11 protein-coding genes are annotated in these 14766 nt (G+C 31.7%); 7 read left to right on the top strand and 4 right to left on the bottom strand.

Annotated elements, in window-relative coordinates:
• Window positions 1–582 carry a sigma-70 family RNA polymerase sigma factor gene (locus tag Ollyesu_RS06985; RefSeq protein ID WP_279300522.1) on the bottom strand — a complete coding sequence of 194 codons (582 nt, stop codon included), beginning with the start codon at window positions 580–582 and terminating at the stop codon, window positions 1–3.
• Window positions 583–724: 142 nt separating this feature from the next.
• Here Ollyesu_RS06985 and Ollyesu_RS06980 point away from each other — a divergent pair, with 142 nt between their 5' ends.
• The 7 genes from Ollyesu_RS06980 to Ollyesu_RS06950 all read left to right on the top strand — a co-directional run bounded on the left by Ollyesu_RS06980 (window position 725) and on the right by Ollyesu_RS06950 (window position 9398).
• Window positions 725–1156 (top strand): hypothetical protein, encoded by a 432-nt coding sequence (locus tag Ollyesu_RS06980; protein WP_279300521.1) that lies wholly within the window; start codon window positions 725–727, stop codon window positions 1154–1156.
• A 72-nt stretch (window positions 1157–1228) separates the two neighbouring features.
• Window positions 1229–2203 carry a hypothetical protein gene (locus Ollyesu_RS06975; RefSeq protein ID WP_279300520.1) on the top strand — a complete coding sequence of 325 codons (975 nt, stop codon included), beginning with the start codon at window positions 1229–1231 and terminating at the stop codon, window positions 2201–2203.
• Window positions 2204–2285: 82 nt separating this feature from the next.
• Window positions 2286–3266 carry a hypothetical protein gene (locus Ollyesu_RS06970; RefSeq protein ID WP_279300519.1) on the top strand — a complete coding sequence of 327 codons (981 nt, stop codon included), beginning with the start codon at window positions 2286–2288 and terminating at the stop codon, window positions 3264–3266.
• 406 nt (window positions 3267–3672) lie between these two features.
• On the top strand, window positions 3673–5625 hold the full coding sequence (locus tag Ollyesu_RS06965; protein WP_279300518.1) for a PKD domain-containing protein: 1953 nt from the start codon (window positions 3673–3675) through the stop codon (window positions 5623–5625).
• 127 nt (window positions 5626–5752) lie between these two features.
• Window positions 5753–8260, top strand: a complete 2508-nt coding sequence (locus tag Ollyesu_RS06960) for a CHAT domain-containing protein (RefSeq protein ID WP_279300517.1) — start codon at window positions 5753–5755, stop codon at window positions 8258–8260.
• Window positions 8244–8696, top strand: coding sequence for a retropepsin-like aspartic protease (locus Ollyesu_RS06955; protein WP_279300516.1), 453 nt, complete (start codon window positions 8244–8246; stop codon window positions 8694–8696). Before Ollyesu_RS06960 ends, Ollyesu_RS06955 begins: the two co-directional genes overlap by 17 nt.
• Before the next feature lie 60 nt (window positions 8697–8756).
• Window positions 8757–9398 carry a response regulator transcription factor gene (locus tag Ollyesu_RS06950; protein WP_279300515.1) on the top strand — a complete coding sequence of 214 codons (642 nt, stop codon included), beginning with the start codon at window positions 8757–8759 and terminating at the stop codon, window positions 9396–9398.
• Window positions 9399–10241: 843 nt separating this feature from the next.
• Here Ollyesu_RS06950 and odhB read toward each other — a convergent pair.
• From odhB to Ollyesu_RS06935, 3 genes are read right to left on the bottom strand one after another with little or no spacing between them, the layout of a single operon-like run.
• Entirely contained in the window at window positions 10242–11495 is a 1254-nt protein-coding gene (gene odhB, locus Ollyesu_RS06945; protein ID WP_279300514.1) for a 2-oxoglutarate dehydrogenase complex dihydrolipoyllysine-residue succinyltransferase, read from the bottom strand.
• Between the two features lie 26 nt (window positions 11496–11521).
• Window positions 11522–11896: a DUF3887 domain-containing protein gene (locus Ollyesu_RS06940; RefSeq protein ID WP_279300513.1), complete on the bottom strand. Its 375-nt coding sequence runs from the start codon at window positions 11894–11896 to the stop codon at window positions 11522–11524.
• A gap of 18 nt (window positions 11897–11914) precedes the next feature.
• On the bottom strand, window positions 11915–14671 hold the full coding sequence (locus Ollyesu_RS06935) for a 2-oxoglutarate dehydrogenase E1 component (RefSeq protein WP_279300512.1): 2757 nt from the start codon (window positions 14669–14671) through the stop codon (window positions 11915–11917).
• Window positions 14672–14766: the final 95 nt, after the last annotated feature.

Below are 14766 nucleotides of genomic sequence, written 5' to 3'. Positions count from 1 at the left end.
TTAATAATTAAGTTGATTAAATGTTGGCGACTCTTGAACTAACTTAGTTAATTGACCAATGCAAAGCGATTTTTTCTTTCGTGCGTAAGCATAACTTACATTTAGGCTAGCTGCTACTTCTTCCATAGATTTAATTTTAAAAGTCGCTTTTAGCAAGTCTTTGCAGGCATCTCCTAGTTTTTGAAACATCTCGTTAAAAAGGGCTTGTTTACCTTCAAAAATAGAAGATTCAAAAGACAGTTCTTGTGCGTCGTCATCTTTAGATAAAACTTCTTCATTAATTGTTACCTCTTTATTACCACTTTTTTTCAAATAGTTTAACCACTTACGTTTACACAGTAAAAAAAAGTAGGCATCAAAAGGACACGTTAATTGCAGTTTTTTTTGACAACCTTGATTATAAATGGTGATAATAGTTTCTTGTATAATATCCTGAGCACGTTCTGCATCACCACTATTTTGCCTAATGTAATTAATCACTTTTGGCGCAAACTTATCATATATAGCCTGAATAATAAAGGAGTTGTTATTTACCAATCCGTCTACATATTTCTGGTCTTCGTGTATTTTTTTTTCACTCATAAACCCTTTGTTTACAACGAATTTAAAAAAACTTAAGTAAATAAGGGTAACAAATTTTAAATGGTTTTGATATAAGGGTGTAACGGTCAAAAAATGACAACACATTTAAACAAAAAATAAAACAATTTAAATTTTAGAAATTATGAAACGTACAATTTTAATTATCGCAACAGTAGTATTAGGATTATTAAACGTAAATGCTGCTAATTTAAAAACAGATGGTAACAGTGAAATACCTGTAGACATTACAAAAAATGAAATAGTAGAAGTATACGACTGGACAGTTGTAACAACTAACGGAGAATTTTCCGGAACTGCAACATCATTATTTGAAGCTAAAAAAAGATCTAATCTTGTTGGACAAAACGAAGTGGTTTTAGAACGAAAAATCACAAACTACTTTATCTTAAAAAGCGAGATATTTAAAAAAGAATCACGCCTATACTTCTGGGAAGTTAAAAGTGAAAAAGGATATGCTAAAGGATTTTCTTCTTCAGAGTTTTCAGCAAAACAAATGATACAACTAGTTGCTAAAGGAGATATTATGACTTACAAAATTATAGCTAGTAAATAATTTACCAAAAACAGGGTAACAAAATACTTACCCTGTTTATATAAACATGAATAACAATTTAAAACACAAAATATGAAGACTTTAAAAACAATTTTCGGAACCTTATTAATGACCACTCTATTATTCACAAGTTGTGATAATAATGAAGATTTTGATGACAACAACAATTACCAAGAAACTTTAAGCTATACTACTATTCAAGGTTTTTTTGAAACCCATGGTGTACAAGATCAAACATTTACTATTGATGCTACAACTGGTGGCAGTGTCACTGGAGAAGACGGAACAATAGTTACTTTTCCACCAAATGCTTTTGTAGATGGAAGTAACAATCCAGTAACAGGACTAGTAAATGTAGCAATAAAAGAAATATTTAAGCCTAGTCAAATGATATTATCAAACAAGCCTACTAATGCGCTTAACTTTTCTAGCCAAAACACCTTTTTATTATCAGAGGGAGAAACTGAAGTAAGAATTTCGCAAAATGGTGACGACTTACTGATAGCTTCTGGTACAAATTACCAAATATCTGTTCCATCTGCTGGTGGATTTGATGCAGAAATGCTACCATTTGCTGGTACAACTTCTGACGAAGAAGGTATTGTATGGAGCCCAACCACTGATGTAAGTTTAGGTGCAAATGGTATGCAATATATTGCTGCTCCATCATCTTATATCTATGATGTCTTTGATACAGGTTGGTCTAACTGTGATAAGTTTTACAGCTATCTAGGAAACAAAACCACTAATTATATTAATTTAACTAATAGTCCAAACGAAGCAGAAACAGTGATCTTCTTAGTTTTTGAAGAAAATAATTTACCTGCTGTTGTCAAATTTTCTACGCCTTACGCAAACGGAATACAAAGTTATGTAGACATGTTACCAGAAGGATTAGCAGTTACTTATATAGCTATTACTTTAGAAAATAATCAACAATACTTAGCTGTAGAGAACGTCACTATCTCTGACGAAGAAGAATTAACCTTAAACTTTGAAGCTAAATCTACTCAAGAGATATTAGATGCTTTAGCCCTATTAGACTAAAAATTAAAAAAAACTAAAAACAGGGTAACAAATTACTTACCCTGTTTATATAAAGATGAATAACAACTTAAAACAAAATAAAATGAAAACTTTAAAAACAATTTTCGGAACCCTATTAATGACCACTCTATTATTCACAAGTTGTGATAATAATGAAGATTTTGATGACAACAACACACAGTTTATCCCTCCAACAGCACAAGAATTTAAAAACATTAGAGAACAAGCTTTGGATAACAACACCCAGAACTTCAACTTTAATGCAGAAGATGGATCGGTAACTTTTACTTCTGATAATGGTGTACAAATTAATATTAATGGTAGCTGCCTAACCTTAAACGGAAATCCTGTAACAGGAAACGTAGATATAGACTATATCGAACTTTTTGAAAAAGGAAATATGCTGACAACAAATAAACCAACTATGGGAGAATTACCAAATGGAGATAAAGCCTTATTGATTTCTGGTGGTGAGTTTTTTATAGAAGCTACGCAAAATGGAGTAGCATTAGACACTAATTGCGACATCCAGTTAATTGTACCTAACAGTTTAACAGGTGGAGCAGATCCAGCTATGACTTTATGGGAAGGTACTATAGACAACGACGATAACCTAACTTGGGATGAAGTTGAAGATGCTACTGGACAAGGTGGTGTATTTGTAGAAGGTGGAGAGTACTACGCTTTTTTAGGACAATTTGGATGGTCTAATATTGATCGTTTTTACAACGACCCAAGACCAAAAACGTTAATTCAAGCCCAAGCACCAGTAGGTTATAATTTTACAAATAGTGCAATCTATTTATCCTATGATGGTGAAGATTCTGGATTAGCCTCTTTAGACACCTATGATGGAACATTAAATTTATTTAGCGAGCATTATGGTCAAATCCCAATTGGTTTAGAGTGTCACGTCATTTTTGCAACAGAAGACAACGGAATGTGGAGATATGCTGTAAAGGCTGTTACAATTGTAGCTAATGATATAATAACTTTTGACCTAAGTGAAACAAACGTCGTAACAGAAGCTCAATTTGTAGCCATAATAAATGCACTACCATAATTAAACTCCTACTTAAAATTGGTGGTAAATTGAAAGTCAGAAATTAATTTTTCTGACTTTTTTATAAATAGGGGGTAACAAAAACTAATTGGTATTGATATAAGGGTGTAATAACATTAAAACGAAGTATTATGAAAACGATTAGTAAATTTAAAACAGCCCAAGCCATACAAGAACAAGTGTTATTTTGCATTATCAGACTAACCATTTTGGTAACTCTTATTGCTTCTATTGCATAATTAAACTCTCAACTTATAAAAAACCAGAAGCTTTAGTTTCTGGTTTAATTTTTTGAAATGCATTTATACTAATTAATAATCCATTCAAATCAACCAATTATCTATCCTCAAGTATGACTTAAAAATATTATCACTAAATTTATTTCGCTATTAAATCACTAACTACAATGAAAACTTTAATTACCTTACTTTTTACATTAAGTACTCTCATATGCTTTGCACAACAGGAAATTACTGTGGATACTACAACACGTATAGCTACTATAGAATATAAAACAGTAGGTAATCAAGTACAATTCTCACCAAATGCTCCAGAATTAAACCAAATTGCTGGCGCACCAAAAGCCTTTTATACTAACTATTGGGAATTTGGAGATGGTACCTACAGCAAAGAAAATAATCCTACGAAAACGTACAAAAAAACTGGTGAATATGAAGTACGTTTATGGGCTACCAATAACTATGATACAGGTAAACCACCAACCTCTCGTCCTAAAAAAATAAGAGTAGATGATGTAGACCAAGACTATCAAGAAGAAGCTTCTATGGACAACGCAATTGATATACAACGAAGCAGAGAACCCATTCCAGAAGAAGAAATTGTAGTTATTTTTAAATACAAAAACAATAAAGAGTATACCACTAACGGAAAACTCATGCTATTTTATAATGAGACAGTATACAAGGATGCTAATTTTGAAATCACAGATACCAGAACACATCATGGTGAAACTATTATAAATAATGACAACTTAGTTTACACCAAGAAACTTGATAGAGATACTTATTACGCTTCCGCAGAAAACAATAGCATATCATTGTATGCTAAACCCCAAGATTCTACCGAAAAACAAAACTTACCATTAACCCTTGAAGAAGCTAAAGCAGCTTATAAAAACTCTAGTCAGTTACGCTTTAGTAATATGCAGCCTAATGAAGAGCGCAACGTATTTTACACGTTAAAAACTACACCAGAAATGCTTAAGGATACTAGTGCTATTATTAGTGTTAGAGGTGTGTATATTCCAGATGATAACTATGACAACCACCATGTTAAAGACATGGAAATGGAAATTGTCACCTCTCATGATCCAAACAAAATGTCATCTAACGCAACTTTTTTAAATTATAGATTAGTCCGCTATAAACGACCAAAATTTAAAATTAGATTTCAAAATAATGGCGAAGGTCCAGCAAGAACCATTCGCTTAGAAACAGATATTCCGGACATGTTTGACAAATCGTCAATAGAAGTTTTAGACATGTATCCCAAAGTTAAAATCTGTCCTAAATATGACGTAGAATATAGTTGTCTAGACACTACCTATACAGAAAAACAAGCTATTTTCACCTTCAAAAACATTTACTTACCTGGTAGCGAACAAAAAAATGTAAAGGTGTACGATTCAACTAAAGGTTTTGTGCAATACAGAATCAAGTTTGGTAAAGATTTTCATAAACAAAAAACCAAATCACGTACAGCAATTATTTTTGACAAAAACGATCCAATAATTACTAATTACTCAACAACTCGTTTTTTACCAGGTATTTCAATAGGTGCTAAAGCAGGTTATAACTCGTTTTCAGATTTAGACAATTCTAAAAGCTACTTTATTGGTGCAACTGTTTCGCCTTACAAATCCTACAGATGGTATTGGCAAGTTGAGCTATTAAACAGCTTTCATCAGTTTGATGGTAATACAACAGTTAGAGAAGAATTAATAGGTGAGCCAGGAGTTAACGAGCTTTTTCAACGTACAACAACAACCTCATCTTTTGAGAATATCGATTGGGAAATTCCAGTATTGGCAAGGTATAACATCAATAATTATATTGGTTTAGGTGCTGGATTACAAGGTACCATTACCCTTAATGAAAAAAGAAATGAAGAGGTATTGATTGAGCGATTTGAAAATATAAACACACAGCCTGGTGGTTTGATTAATAGTGACCAAATGTCAAATAATTCTACAGATACCTTTACTAATTTTAGAGCTGGATTTTTAGTGGAAGCGACTGCAGGATTTGCCAGAATTGGACCAAGTGTTGGTGCACGCTATGTCTTTAACTTTAAAGAAAACTATAACTATATGCAATTATATGCCATATGGAAATTCTAGACGCTAAAGGGTTATTTGACAGCTTACTTTAACGTAAAACTAAGCTCATAGAAATATTATTTTTAAAATGAAAAACAGCCTCATTATTATTTTCTTTTTAGTTTTTGCGAATGGCTTTTCGCAAAATTTGGAAGAAGATATATATGTGGCTACAGAAACTTTTAATGTAAATCCAAACGCTACAACGTTTCAAACTTTAATTGAAAAAGAAGCCAGTTTTAAATCTCAATTAAAAACTAAAGATCAGTATTTTGCTTACCTCAATTTATTAGTCAATAAAGGCTTTTACTTATTTAATACTAACCAACAAATGCAAGCTATTGCTGCATACGAAAACGCTTGGACAATTTATAAGTCAGAAATTAAAGGTGTGTTTAAATACGACATTACCGAGAATTGTCTTAAAAATCTTAGCACACTTTATAATAAAATTGGTGACTATACTAATGCAGAAAACGTTATAAAACAATATATTTTTTTAGCAGAAAAAGAAAAAAACAATCAACACAGAATTAGTGGAGCAATAAATTTATCGCAATTATATTTTACTATTGGTAAACACCAATCTGCAATTGAGATTGTTGACAAAGGATTGAAAATAAAAGGTATTAGTAATACTCAGATAGAAAAACTACAACGTATAAAAACAAATAGTCAAATTGTAAGTTCAAAAAAAGCAACTATTCAAGACGCTAATGTTTTAAGCACCAAACATGACAACCAAACCAAATATCAATTAGCTTTAAAAGATAAAGACTACAAAAAGGCTTTGTCATTATTTAATTTAAAGTTTTTGCATATTGATAAAGCAAAAATTTCTGCAAGAGAATATGCTAAACTAAGTGTTGAAGAAGCACAACTTCACTTTAAATTAAATGATTTTAATTCAGCTTCAAAAAAATTAAAATTAGCATTAATTACTCTTATACCAACTCATAATGGACAAGATATTCCAAAACAAGACGATTTATATGCAGACAATACATTTATAGACATTTTTGATTTATTGGCTCAGCTTCAATCTAACTTTAATAATGCTTTAGCCTGTTATGATCGTAGTTTTTATATTTCAGAATTATTGCAAGACAACATTACCTCTCAAGAGGCAAAACTCATTCATTTAAATGCTAATAGAACACGTAGCGAAACATGTATTAGCTTGCTATATGATGCCTATCAAAAAGAAGGAAACGTAGATGTTTTACACCAAGCTTTTGCTTACGCAGAAAAAAATAAAGCTTCCATTTTAAAAGAAACTATTGGTAAAAAATCACTGTTACAACAATTTCCTAACGATAGTTTGCTACTTAAAGAGCAAACTTTATTGCAGCAACAAGAACGATTAACCAACTCCATAATAAAAGCACAATATCAAAATAATTCAAAACAAATAAACGAGATTAGTCAAGAACTGACTGAAACCAGTATAGCTTTAAAAGAATTAAAAAAAGAGATTGATACTAAATATTCTAATATTAACAATCAAAAATTATCTACTAAAACTATTCAAGACAAGCTTTTAAAAGATAACGCTGTTTTAGTTGAATATTTTTATGGCGAAACTGCTGTTTTTCAATTTTTAATATCTCCATCAACCATAGACTTATTTAAGATTGAGCGTGATGACCATTTTAATACTACCATTGAACAGTATATTGATTATTTCAATAATTCGTCTGTAATAAATAATAACATTCCGCAATTTACTAACGACGCTTTTAAATTGTATCAACTGTTAGGATTTGAAATCACATCAACAAGTAAAAATGTGGTAGTTATACCAGATGGTTTTTTAAACTTTATACCTTTTGAAAGCTTATTATCCCAACAAACAACCTCTACAAATTATTCTAAAATGCCATTTGTTGCCACACAACAACAGTTGGCTTATAACGTAAGTGCATTGTTTTATGCAAATAACAAACCCTTTAAGTATAGCAATTTGGTGTTAGGTGTATTTCCTGTTTTTGACAAAACCGATGCCAAATTAACCTACTCTTTAGACGAAGCAGAAAGCATTGAAGAGTACGTCAATGCTAAATTTTTAATGTATGATGCAGCGACCAAACAAGATGTATTAGCACAAGCTAATCAGTTTGGTGTTTTACACTTATCGACTCATGCTAGTAGTGGTACTTTTACAATTCCTGCAAATATTGATTTTATTGACCAAAAACTATTTTTAAACGAATTGTACAGCCTAAATATTCAAAATAATCTGGTGGTTTTAAGTGCATGCGAAACTGGTATTGGAAAACTTCAAAAAGGAGAAGGTAGCATGAATTTGGCTAGAGGATTTCAATTTGCAGGAGTAGAAAATTTATTGTTTTCATTATGGAAAATTAATGATTTATCAACGTCGCAATTAATGGCGTCGTTTTACAAAAGCTACAGCAAAACGCAATCGGCTTTTGTAGCCAATCATCTTTCAAAAGTTGGATATTTGAATAATTCTTCTATTTCAAATATCAAAAAATCACCATATTACTGGAGCGCTTTTATGTATTATGGCGATTTGACACCAAAAACAACATCAAGTATGTCAAATTATATTGTTTTTGCTTTTGTTGGCTTCGGGATTGCCTTACTTTTATGGTTCGTAATACGCAGACGCTATAATGGAACAAACTCTTAAAGATTTTTTATTCGACAAAGGATATATACGTGTCAAACTAAAACTAACCAAAACCAATCATTTTGAAATTAAAGCTTCTATTAACAACATTAAAGGACTGTTTATACTAGATACTGGAGCCTCTAACAGTTGCGTTGGCTTTGAAGCCACTCAAAAATTCAACCTTCTAAAAGTAAAAGATTCTAATATATTAGCAGCAGGAGCTGGTGCTACTAATATGGCTACTCAAGTCTCAAAAAACAATACCATTAAAATTGGACGCCTTAAAATTGATAAAGCTGCATTGGTTTTATTTGATTTAAGTCATGTTAACTCGGCACTAATAAATCATAATGCACAACCAGTTGATGGTATTATTGGTGCAGATATCTTAAAAAAAGTAAAAGGAATTATTGATTACGAAAAAAAATATTTGTACTTGAAAAAATTAGTCTAAGGTTATATTTTTTTATAATTTTATTAGTTACTAATCAACCTGTTAAAAGACCAACCATTTATGAGTGTATCTATAGTCATTGCAGATGATCATCCATTGATGTTAAGAGGATTATCTGACTTTATAACATCAAAGGGCTTTAATATTATTGGTAGTGCAGAAGATGGTCAAACCGCTTATAATTTAATTGTTAAGTTAAAACCAGATTTAGCATTACTAGATATTAGAATGCCTAAAATGACTGGCTTAGATGTTGCTAAAGCTTGTTTTAAAAATGAGTTAGACACAAAAATCATCTTGATTACTTTTGATAACGAAGAACATTTGTTTGATAAAGCCAGAGCCTATAATGTTTATGGGTATATTCTAAAAGAATTTGCAGTAGAAGAAATTGAAACGTGTATTGCACATGTTATAGAAGGAGAACCTTATTTTAGTGAGGAGATTGCATCTTATCTTAATGCTAAAGTAACGTACACCAGTAACAATCTTATCGAGATGTTAACACCTACTGAGCTTAAAATAGTTAAGCTGTTATCCGAAAAATTGACCTCTACCGAAATTGCAGAACAATTACAGAGCTCTCCTAGAACTATAGAAAAACATAGAAGTAATATTGTAAAAAAATTGGATTTAAAGAAATCTCATAACGAATTAATGCTTTGGGCAAACATGAATAAAGAGGTTTTGAAAAATACGTAGTTCTACGTATTGTATGCGTCTAAGATTATATTTATCTTTACAATGCTATTAATTAATCATTCTGAAGGGAATTCAGAAAAAAGCTCTACTTGTATTAAGTAGAGCTTTTCTTTTTTCAAAAAAATTAAAACAGGTGTTTATACGTGGTTTTGCATTGACGTAATTATATATCTTGCACATGCTATTAATCAACCCTATAACCTTAAAAAGCTTTAAAATACTTTATGTGTTTTAGAGCTTTTTTTATTTTAAAGTTTAAATAAAAATACGTAGTTCTACGTATTTCACAGGTCAATTAAATGTTTTATCTTGCAAATGCTATTAATCAATTTATGGGAAAATTGGAAAAGCTCTGAAACACAAGTTTGTTTTGGAGCTTTTTTTTGTTTTAAAGTCAAATAAAAATCCGTAGTTCTACGTATTTCATAGGTCATATATGTACTTTAACTTGCAGTTGTTATTAATCAATTTAGGGAGAATTGAGAAAGCTCTTAAACATTAATTTGTTTGGAGCTTTTTTTTGTCATAAAGTCAAATAAAAATACGTAGTTCTACGTATTTCACAGGTCAGATATATGTCATAACTTGCAAATGCTATTAATTAGTTCTTAGGGAGAATTATTTAAGGAAACTCTGCACTGTAATGGTGCAGAGTTTTAATTTAAAATCTAAAAAGCGTGGATTTAGAGAAAAGAACAAGAGAACAAAACCGTATTATTTTTGCCTGTATAATTATTATTGTATTAATTATAATCTCGTTTAATCTCTTTATTTATTTTGATAAATAATATCAAAAAAAAGGAGTAACAATTGTTACTCCTTTTTTTTATTTTAATGTACTGATTAAAGCTCTAAAGCCTTTTTAATATCATCATTCATTAACAGTTCTGTTGGATTTTCAAGTGCTTCTTTTACTGCTACTAAAAACCCTACGCTTTCTTTACCATCAATTATTCTGTGATCGTAAGATAAAGCAACATACATGATAGGTCTAATTTCTACCTTACCGTCAATTGCAACAGGACGCTCCACAATATTGTGCATTCCTAAAATACCACTTTGAGGAGGATTAATAATTGGTGTAGATAACATGCTACCAAAAACGCCTCCATTAGATATAGTAAAAGTTCCACCTGTCATTTCATCTACTGTAATCTGTCCATCTCTAGCGCGTATTGCTAAACGCTTAACTTCAGATTCTACACCTCTAAAGCTCAAATTCTCAGCATTTCTAATTACTGGAACCATTAAACCTTTTGGTCCAGAAACTGCTATACTAATGTCTACAAAATCGTATGACAGCATTTCTTTACCGTCAATCATAGAATTTACTGCAGGATACAACTTTAATGCTCTAACTACTGCTAAAGTAAAAAACGACATAAACCCTAAACTAACACCATGTTTAGATTTAAAAGTTTCTTTATACTCTTTTCTTAAAGCAAAAATTGGAGACATATCAACTTCGTTAAACGTTGTTAACATTGCAGTTGTATTTTTAGCTTCCACTAAACGTTCTGCAACTTTACGTCGTAACATAGACATTTTACTACGTGATGTCCCTCTGTTTCCTCCTGTTGGTGTACCCATAGATGGCACAGCATTTACTGCATCTTCTTTTGTAATACGACCATCTTTTCCTGTTCCAGAAACAGATGATGCTTCCATATTTTTTTCAGCTAATATTTTCTTTGCAGCAGGACTAGCTACACCTGAAGCGTATGTTTTTTGTGCTGGATTTGGAGCTTTTTCATGATTCTCCTTATTAGGAGTTGCTTTTTGATCTTTAGCTAAATCTTGTTCTGCTTTAGTATTACCACCTTCATCACCTCCTTCATAAGTACTGCTTGCTGGCGCTTCAGCAGTAGTATCAATTAAACAAACCACTTGTCCAACAGCTACAGCATCACCTTCTTCTGCTTTAAGCGTAATTGTTCCGCTTGCCTCTGCTGGTAATTCTAAAGTAGCTTTATCACTATCCACTTCTGCAATAGCTTGGTCTTTTTCTACATAATCACCATCTTGAACTAACCATTCTGCTATTTCAACTTCTGTGATAGATTCGCCTGGAGAAGGCACTTTCATTTCTAAAATCATCGTAATGTAATTTTATTTTGTGTGTGTTATTGTTTGTTTGTTATTTGGTCCATCTGAAAACTTTGTAGCTTATTACCTTCTCCTATCATAAAAAAGGCATTGTACACTCCGTTTTCAAAGGTTACTGTATAATTGTGAGCTGTTCTAACAGTATCTTTATATTCTATGGATTTTATTTTACCTAAAGCTTCCATATTGATACGATCCTTGAAGTAAGCTTTTGTTTTTTCTAAAGTTAGTACTTGTTTGAAATTATCATCAAACATATTATAAATTCCTACTACATCTCCATTATTGAAATGCTTTTGAAAAGTAGATACTATAGTTTTATACGAGTCTTGTTCTTGAGCAAATCCAAAAGACACACTTAAAAACATAATAATTATTAACAGTTTTTTCATGATATATACATTTTTAGCTTATCGCTGATTATTTTTTGTTTTGTCAAACACGTAGTCTATGACCTCTTTATGACGTTTTTTAGAACGTACAGAGCTACCTGCTGCTGGTGCACCATATGGTCGTCTAGATGCTAGCCTGAAAGTTTTTGCCTCATCAAGGTGCATTAACATGTGTGCATAAGCTCCCATATTACGTGGTTCTTCTTGAGCCCAAACTATATCTTCTGCGTTTTTATATTTGTTTAATACCGCTTTAATTTTATCGATTGGTAACGGAAATAATTGTTCTATTCTAACCAATGCAACATCATCACGTTTCAAATTTTCACGTTCTTCATCTAAGTCGTAATAAAATTTACCGGTTAAAAACACCAATGTTTTAACTTTATCTACTTTAACTGCGGAATCGTCTATTAATGTCTGAAAACTTCCATTTGCAAACTCATCTATTGTGCTGACGCATTTAGGATGACGTAGCAAACTCTTTGGAGTAAATACTATAAGCGGTTTACGGTAATTAGATTTCATCTGTCGTCTTAACAAATGAAACATATTGGCTGGTGTTGTACAATCTGTAACAAACATATTGTCTTTAGCACATAATTGTAAGTAGCGTTCCATTCGTGCTGAGGAGTGTTCTGCTCCTTGACCTTCATATCCATGAGGCAGTAACATCACTAATCCATTTTGTGTTTTCCACTTATCCTCACCAGCAGAAATATATTGATCTAGCATGATTTGTGCACCATTACTGAAATCTCCAAATTGGGCTTCCCAAATGGTTAATGTATTTGGGCTAGCCATAGCGTAACCATAATCAAATCCTACAACTCCGTATTCTGAAAGTAAAGAATTGTAAATATAAAATTTACCTTGCTTATCGTTAATTTGGTTTAGTAACACAATTTCTTCCTCACTGTCTTCAACTTTCACAACTGCATGTCTATGAGAAAAAGTACCACGCTCTACATCTTGTCCAGAAATACGCACATTATAACCTTCATCTAATAAAGTTCCATAGGCTAAATGCTCTGCCATAGCCCAATCTAATCGGTTTTCGTCAAACATAGTTTGACGATCATTAATTAGTCGTTCTATTTTACGGATAAATTTTTTCTCTTTTGGAAGATTAGAAATAACTTCAGTAATTTCAGCTAACTTATTTGTAGTTGTTGTTGTATCTACTGGTTGCATCATTTGGGTTTCATCTACTTGTGTAAATGCTTTCCACTCTTCTTCCATAAAAGCAGTAATTACTGTTTTATCTTCTTTTCTAGAATCTTCTAACTTTTCCTCTAAACTAGATTTATAATTTTGTTCTAATTGTTTAACATAGCCTTTATCAATAATTCCTTGAGCTATTAATTTTTCAGCATAGATATCTCTTGGATTGGCATGTTTAGCAATTGCTTTATATAATTTTGGTTGTGTAAATCTTGGCTCATCACCTTCGTTATGACCGTATTTTCTATATCCTAAAAGATCTATAAATACGTCTCGCTTAAAATTCATTCTAAAATCTAAAGCAAATAACATAGCATGTACTACAGCTTCTGCGTCATCTGCATTGACATGTAATACAGGGGACAATGTTACTTTACCAATATCTGTACAATAGGTACTTGATCTTGCATCTAGGTAATTGGTAGTAAATCCAACTTGGTTGTTAACCACAACATGTATTGTTCCATTGGTTTTATATCCATCTAATTGTGCCATTTGTATAACTTCATACACCAAGCCTTGACCTGCTATTGCTGCATCACCATGCACCACAATTGGTAACACTTTACTAAAATTATCACTATAAGATGTGTCTTGTTTTGCTCTTACTATACCTTCTACTACTGCTCCAACAGTTTCTAAGTGTGAAGGGTTAGGAGCAATACTTATGTTAATTTTCTTACCTGTATCTGTTTTACGATTACTAGTCCAGCCTAAATGATATTTAACATCTCCATCGAAGATTTCCTGCTCATAATCTTTACCATCAAATTCACTAAAAATGTCTTTTGCCGACTTACCAAAGATGTTTGTTAAGGTACTTAAACGACCTCTATGTGCCATACCCATAACAAACTCTTGTACGCCTAATTCTGCAGCTTTTTCTATAACCGCGTCTAAACCTGGAATTAAAGATTCTCCACCTTCAAGCGAAAAACGTTTTTGTCCAACGTATTTAGTATGCAAAAAGCTTTCAAAAGAAACAGCTTCATTTAACTTTTTAAGAATGTGCTTTTTTTGTTCTGCTGAAAAATTAGGTTGATTATCATTAACATTCAACTTATTTTGAATCCACTGAATTTCTTCAGGTTTTCTTATATACATATACTCTACACCTATAGCATCACAATAAATACTATCCAAATGTTTTAATATTTCGCGTAAAGTTTTAGCACCTATACCCAGAATTTCTCCAGCATTAAATGTTGTATCTAAGTCAGAATGCGATAGGCCAAAATTTTCTATATCTAAAGTAGGCTCATACTTACGACGTTCTCTAACTGGGTTGGTTTTAGTAAACAAGTGTCCTCTGTTTCTGTACCCATCAATTAGTTTTACAACTTGAAATTCTTTTTGAACGTGTTCTGGAATTTGAGTAGAAACACCTTCTACTATTTCACCATCCATACCGTAGGTTTCACTACCAAAATCATAGCCTTGAAAAAAGGCTCTCCAACTAGGCTCTACAGAGTCTGGATTTTTTAAGTATTGGTCGTATAAATCAGCAAAGTATGCTGTATGTGCTGCGTTTAAAAAGGAATATTTATCCATTACAATAAGTAAGACGTGTTCGCTTCAACAAAATTTTATCAAAAATACAACTTTTACTAAATATAGAGATGCTTTTATTATATTTATAACATTCT

Origin of the sequence: Olleya sp. YS (genome assembly GCF_029760915.1) — a bacterium.
In the GTDB taxonomy this organism is placed as follows: Bacteria; Bacteroidota; Bacteroidia; order Flavobacteriales; family Flavobacteriaceae; genus Olleya.
The sequence above is the reverse complement of the archived record's forward strand: the minus strand, read 5'-3'. Positions and strand labels throughout refer to the sequence as shown.

Excerpts from the sequence above, each read along its gene's own strand:
- Ollyesu_RS06985 (WP_279300522.1), bottom strand. The coding sequence starts at position 582 with ATGAGTGAAAAAAAAATACACGAAGACCAGAAATATGTAGACGGATTG.
- Ollyesu_RS06955 (WP_279300516.1), top strand. The coding sequence starts at position 8,244 with ATGGAACAAACTCTTAAAGATTTTTTATTCGACAAAGGATATATACGT.
- Ollyesu_RS06935 (WP_279300512.1), bottom strand. The coding sequence starts at position 14,671 with ATGGATAAATATTCCTTTTTAAACGCAGCACATACAGCATACTTTGCT.
- odhB (WP_279300514.1), bottom strand. The coding sequence starts at position 11,495 with ATGATTTTAGAAATGAAAGTGCCTTCTCCAGGCGAATCTATCACAGAA.
- Ollyesu_RS06950 (WP_279300515.1), top strand. The coding sequence starts at position 8,757 with ATGAGTGTATCTATAGTCATTGCAGATGATCATCCATTGATGTTAAGA.
- Ollyesu_RS06965 (WP_279300518.1), top strand. The coding sequence starts at position 3,673 with ATGAAAACTTTAATTACCTTACTTTTTACATTAAGTACTCTCATATGC.
- Ollyesu_RS06975 (WP_279300520.1), top strand. The coding sequence starts at position 1,229 with ATGAAGACTTTAAAAACAATTTTCGGAACCTTATTAATGACCACTCTA.
- Ollyesu_RS06970 (WP_279300519.1), top strand. The coding sequence starts at position 2,286 with ATGAAAACTTTAAAAACAATTTTCGGAACCCTATTAATGACCACTCTA.
- Ollyesu_RS06940 (WP_279300513.1), bottom strand. The coding sequence starts at position 11,896 with ATGAAAAAACTGTTAATAATTATTATGTTTTTAAGTGTGTCTTTTGGA.
- Ollyesu_RS06980 (WP_279300521.1), top strand. The coding sequence starts at position 725 with ATGAAACGTACAATTTTAATTATCGCAACAGTAGTATTAGGATTATTA.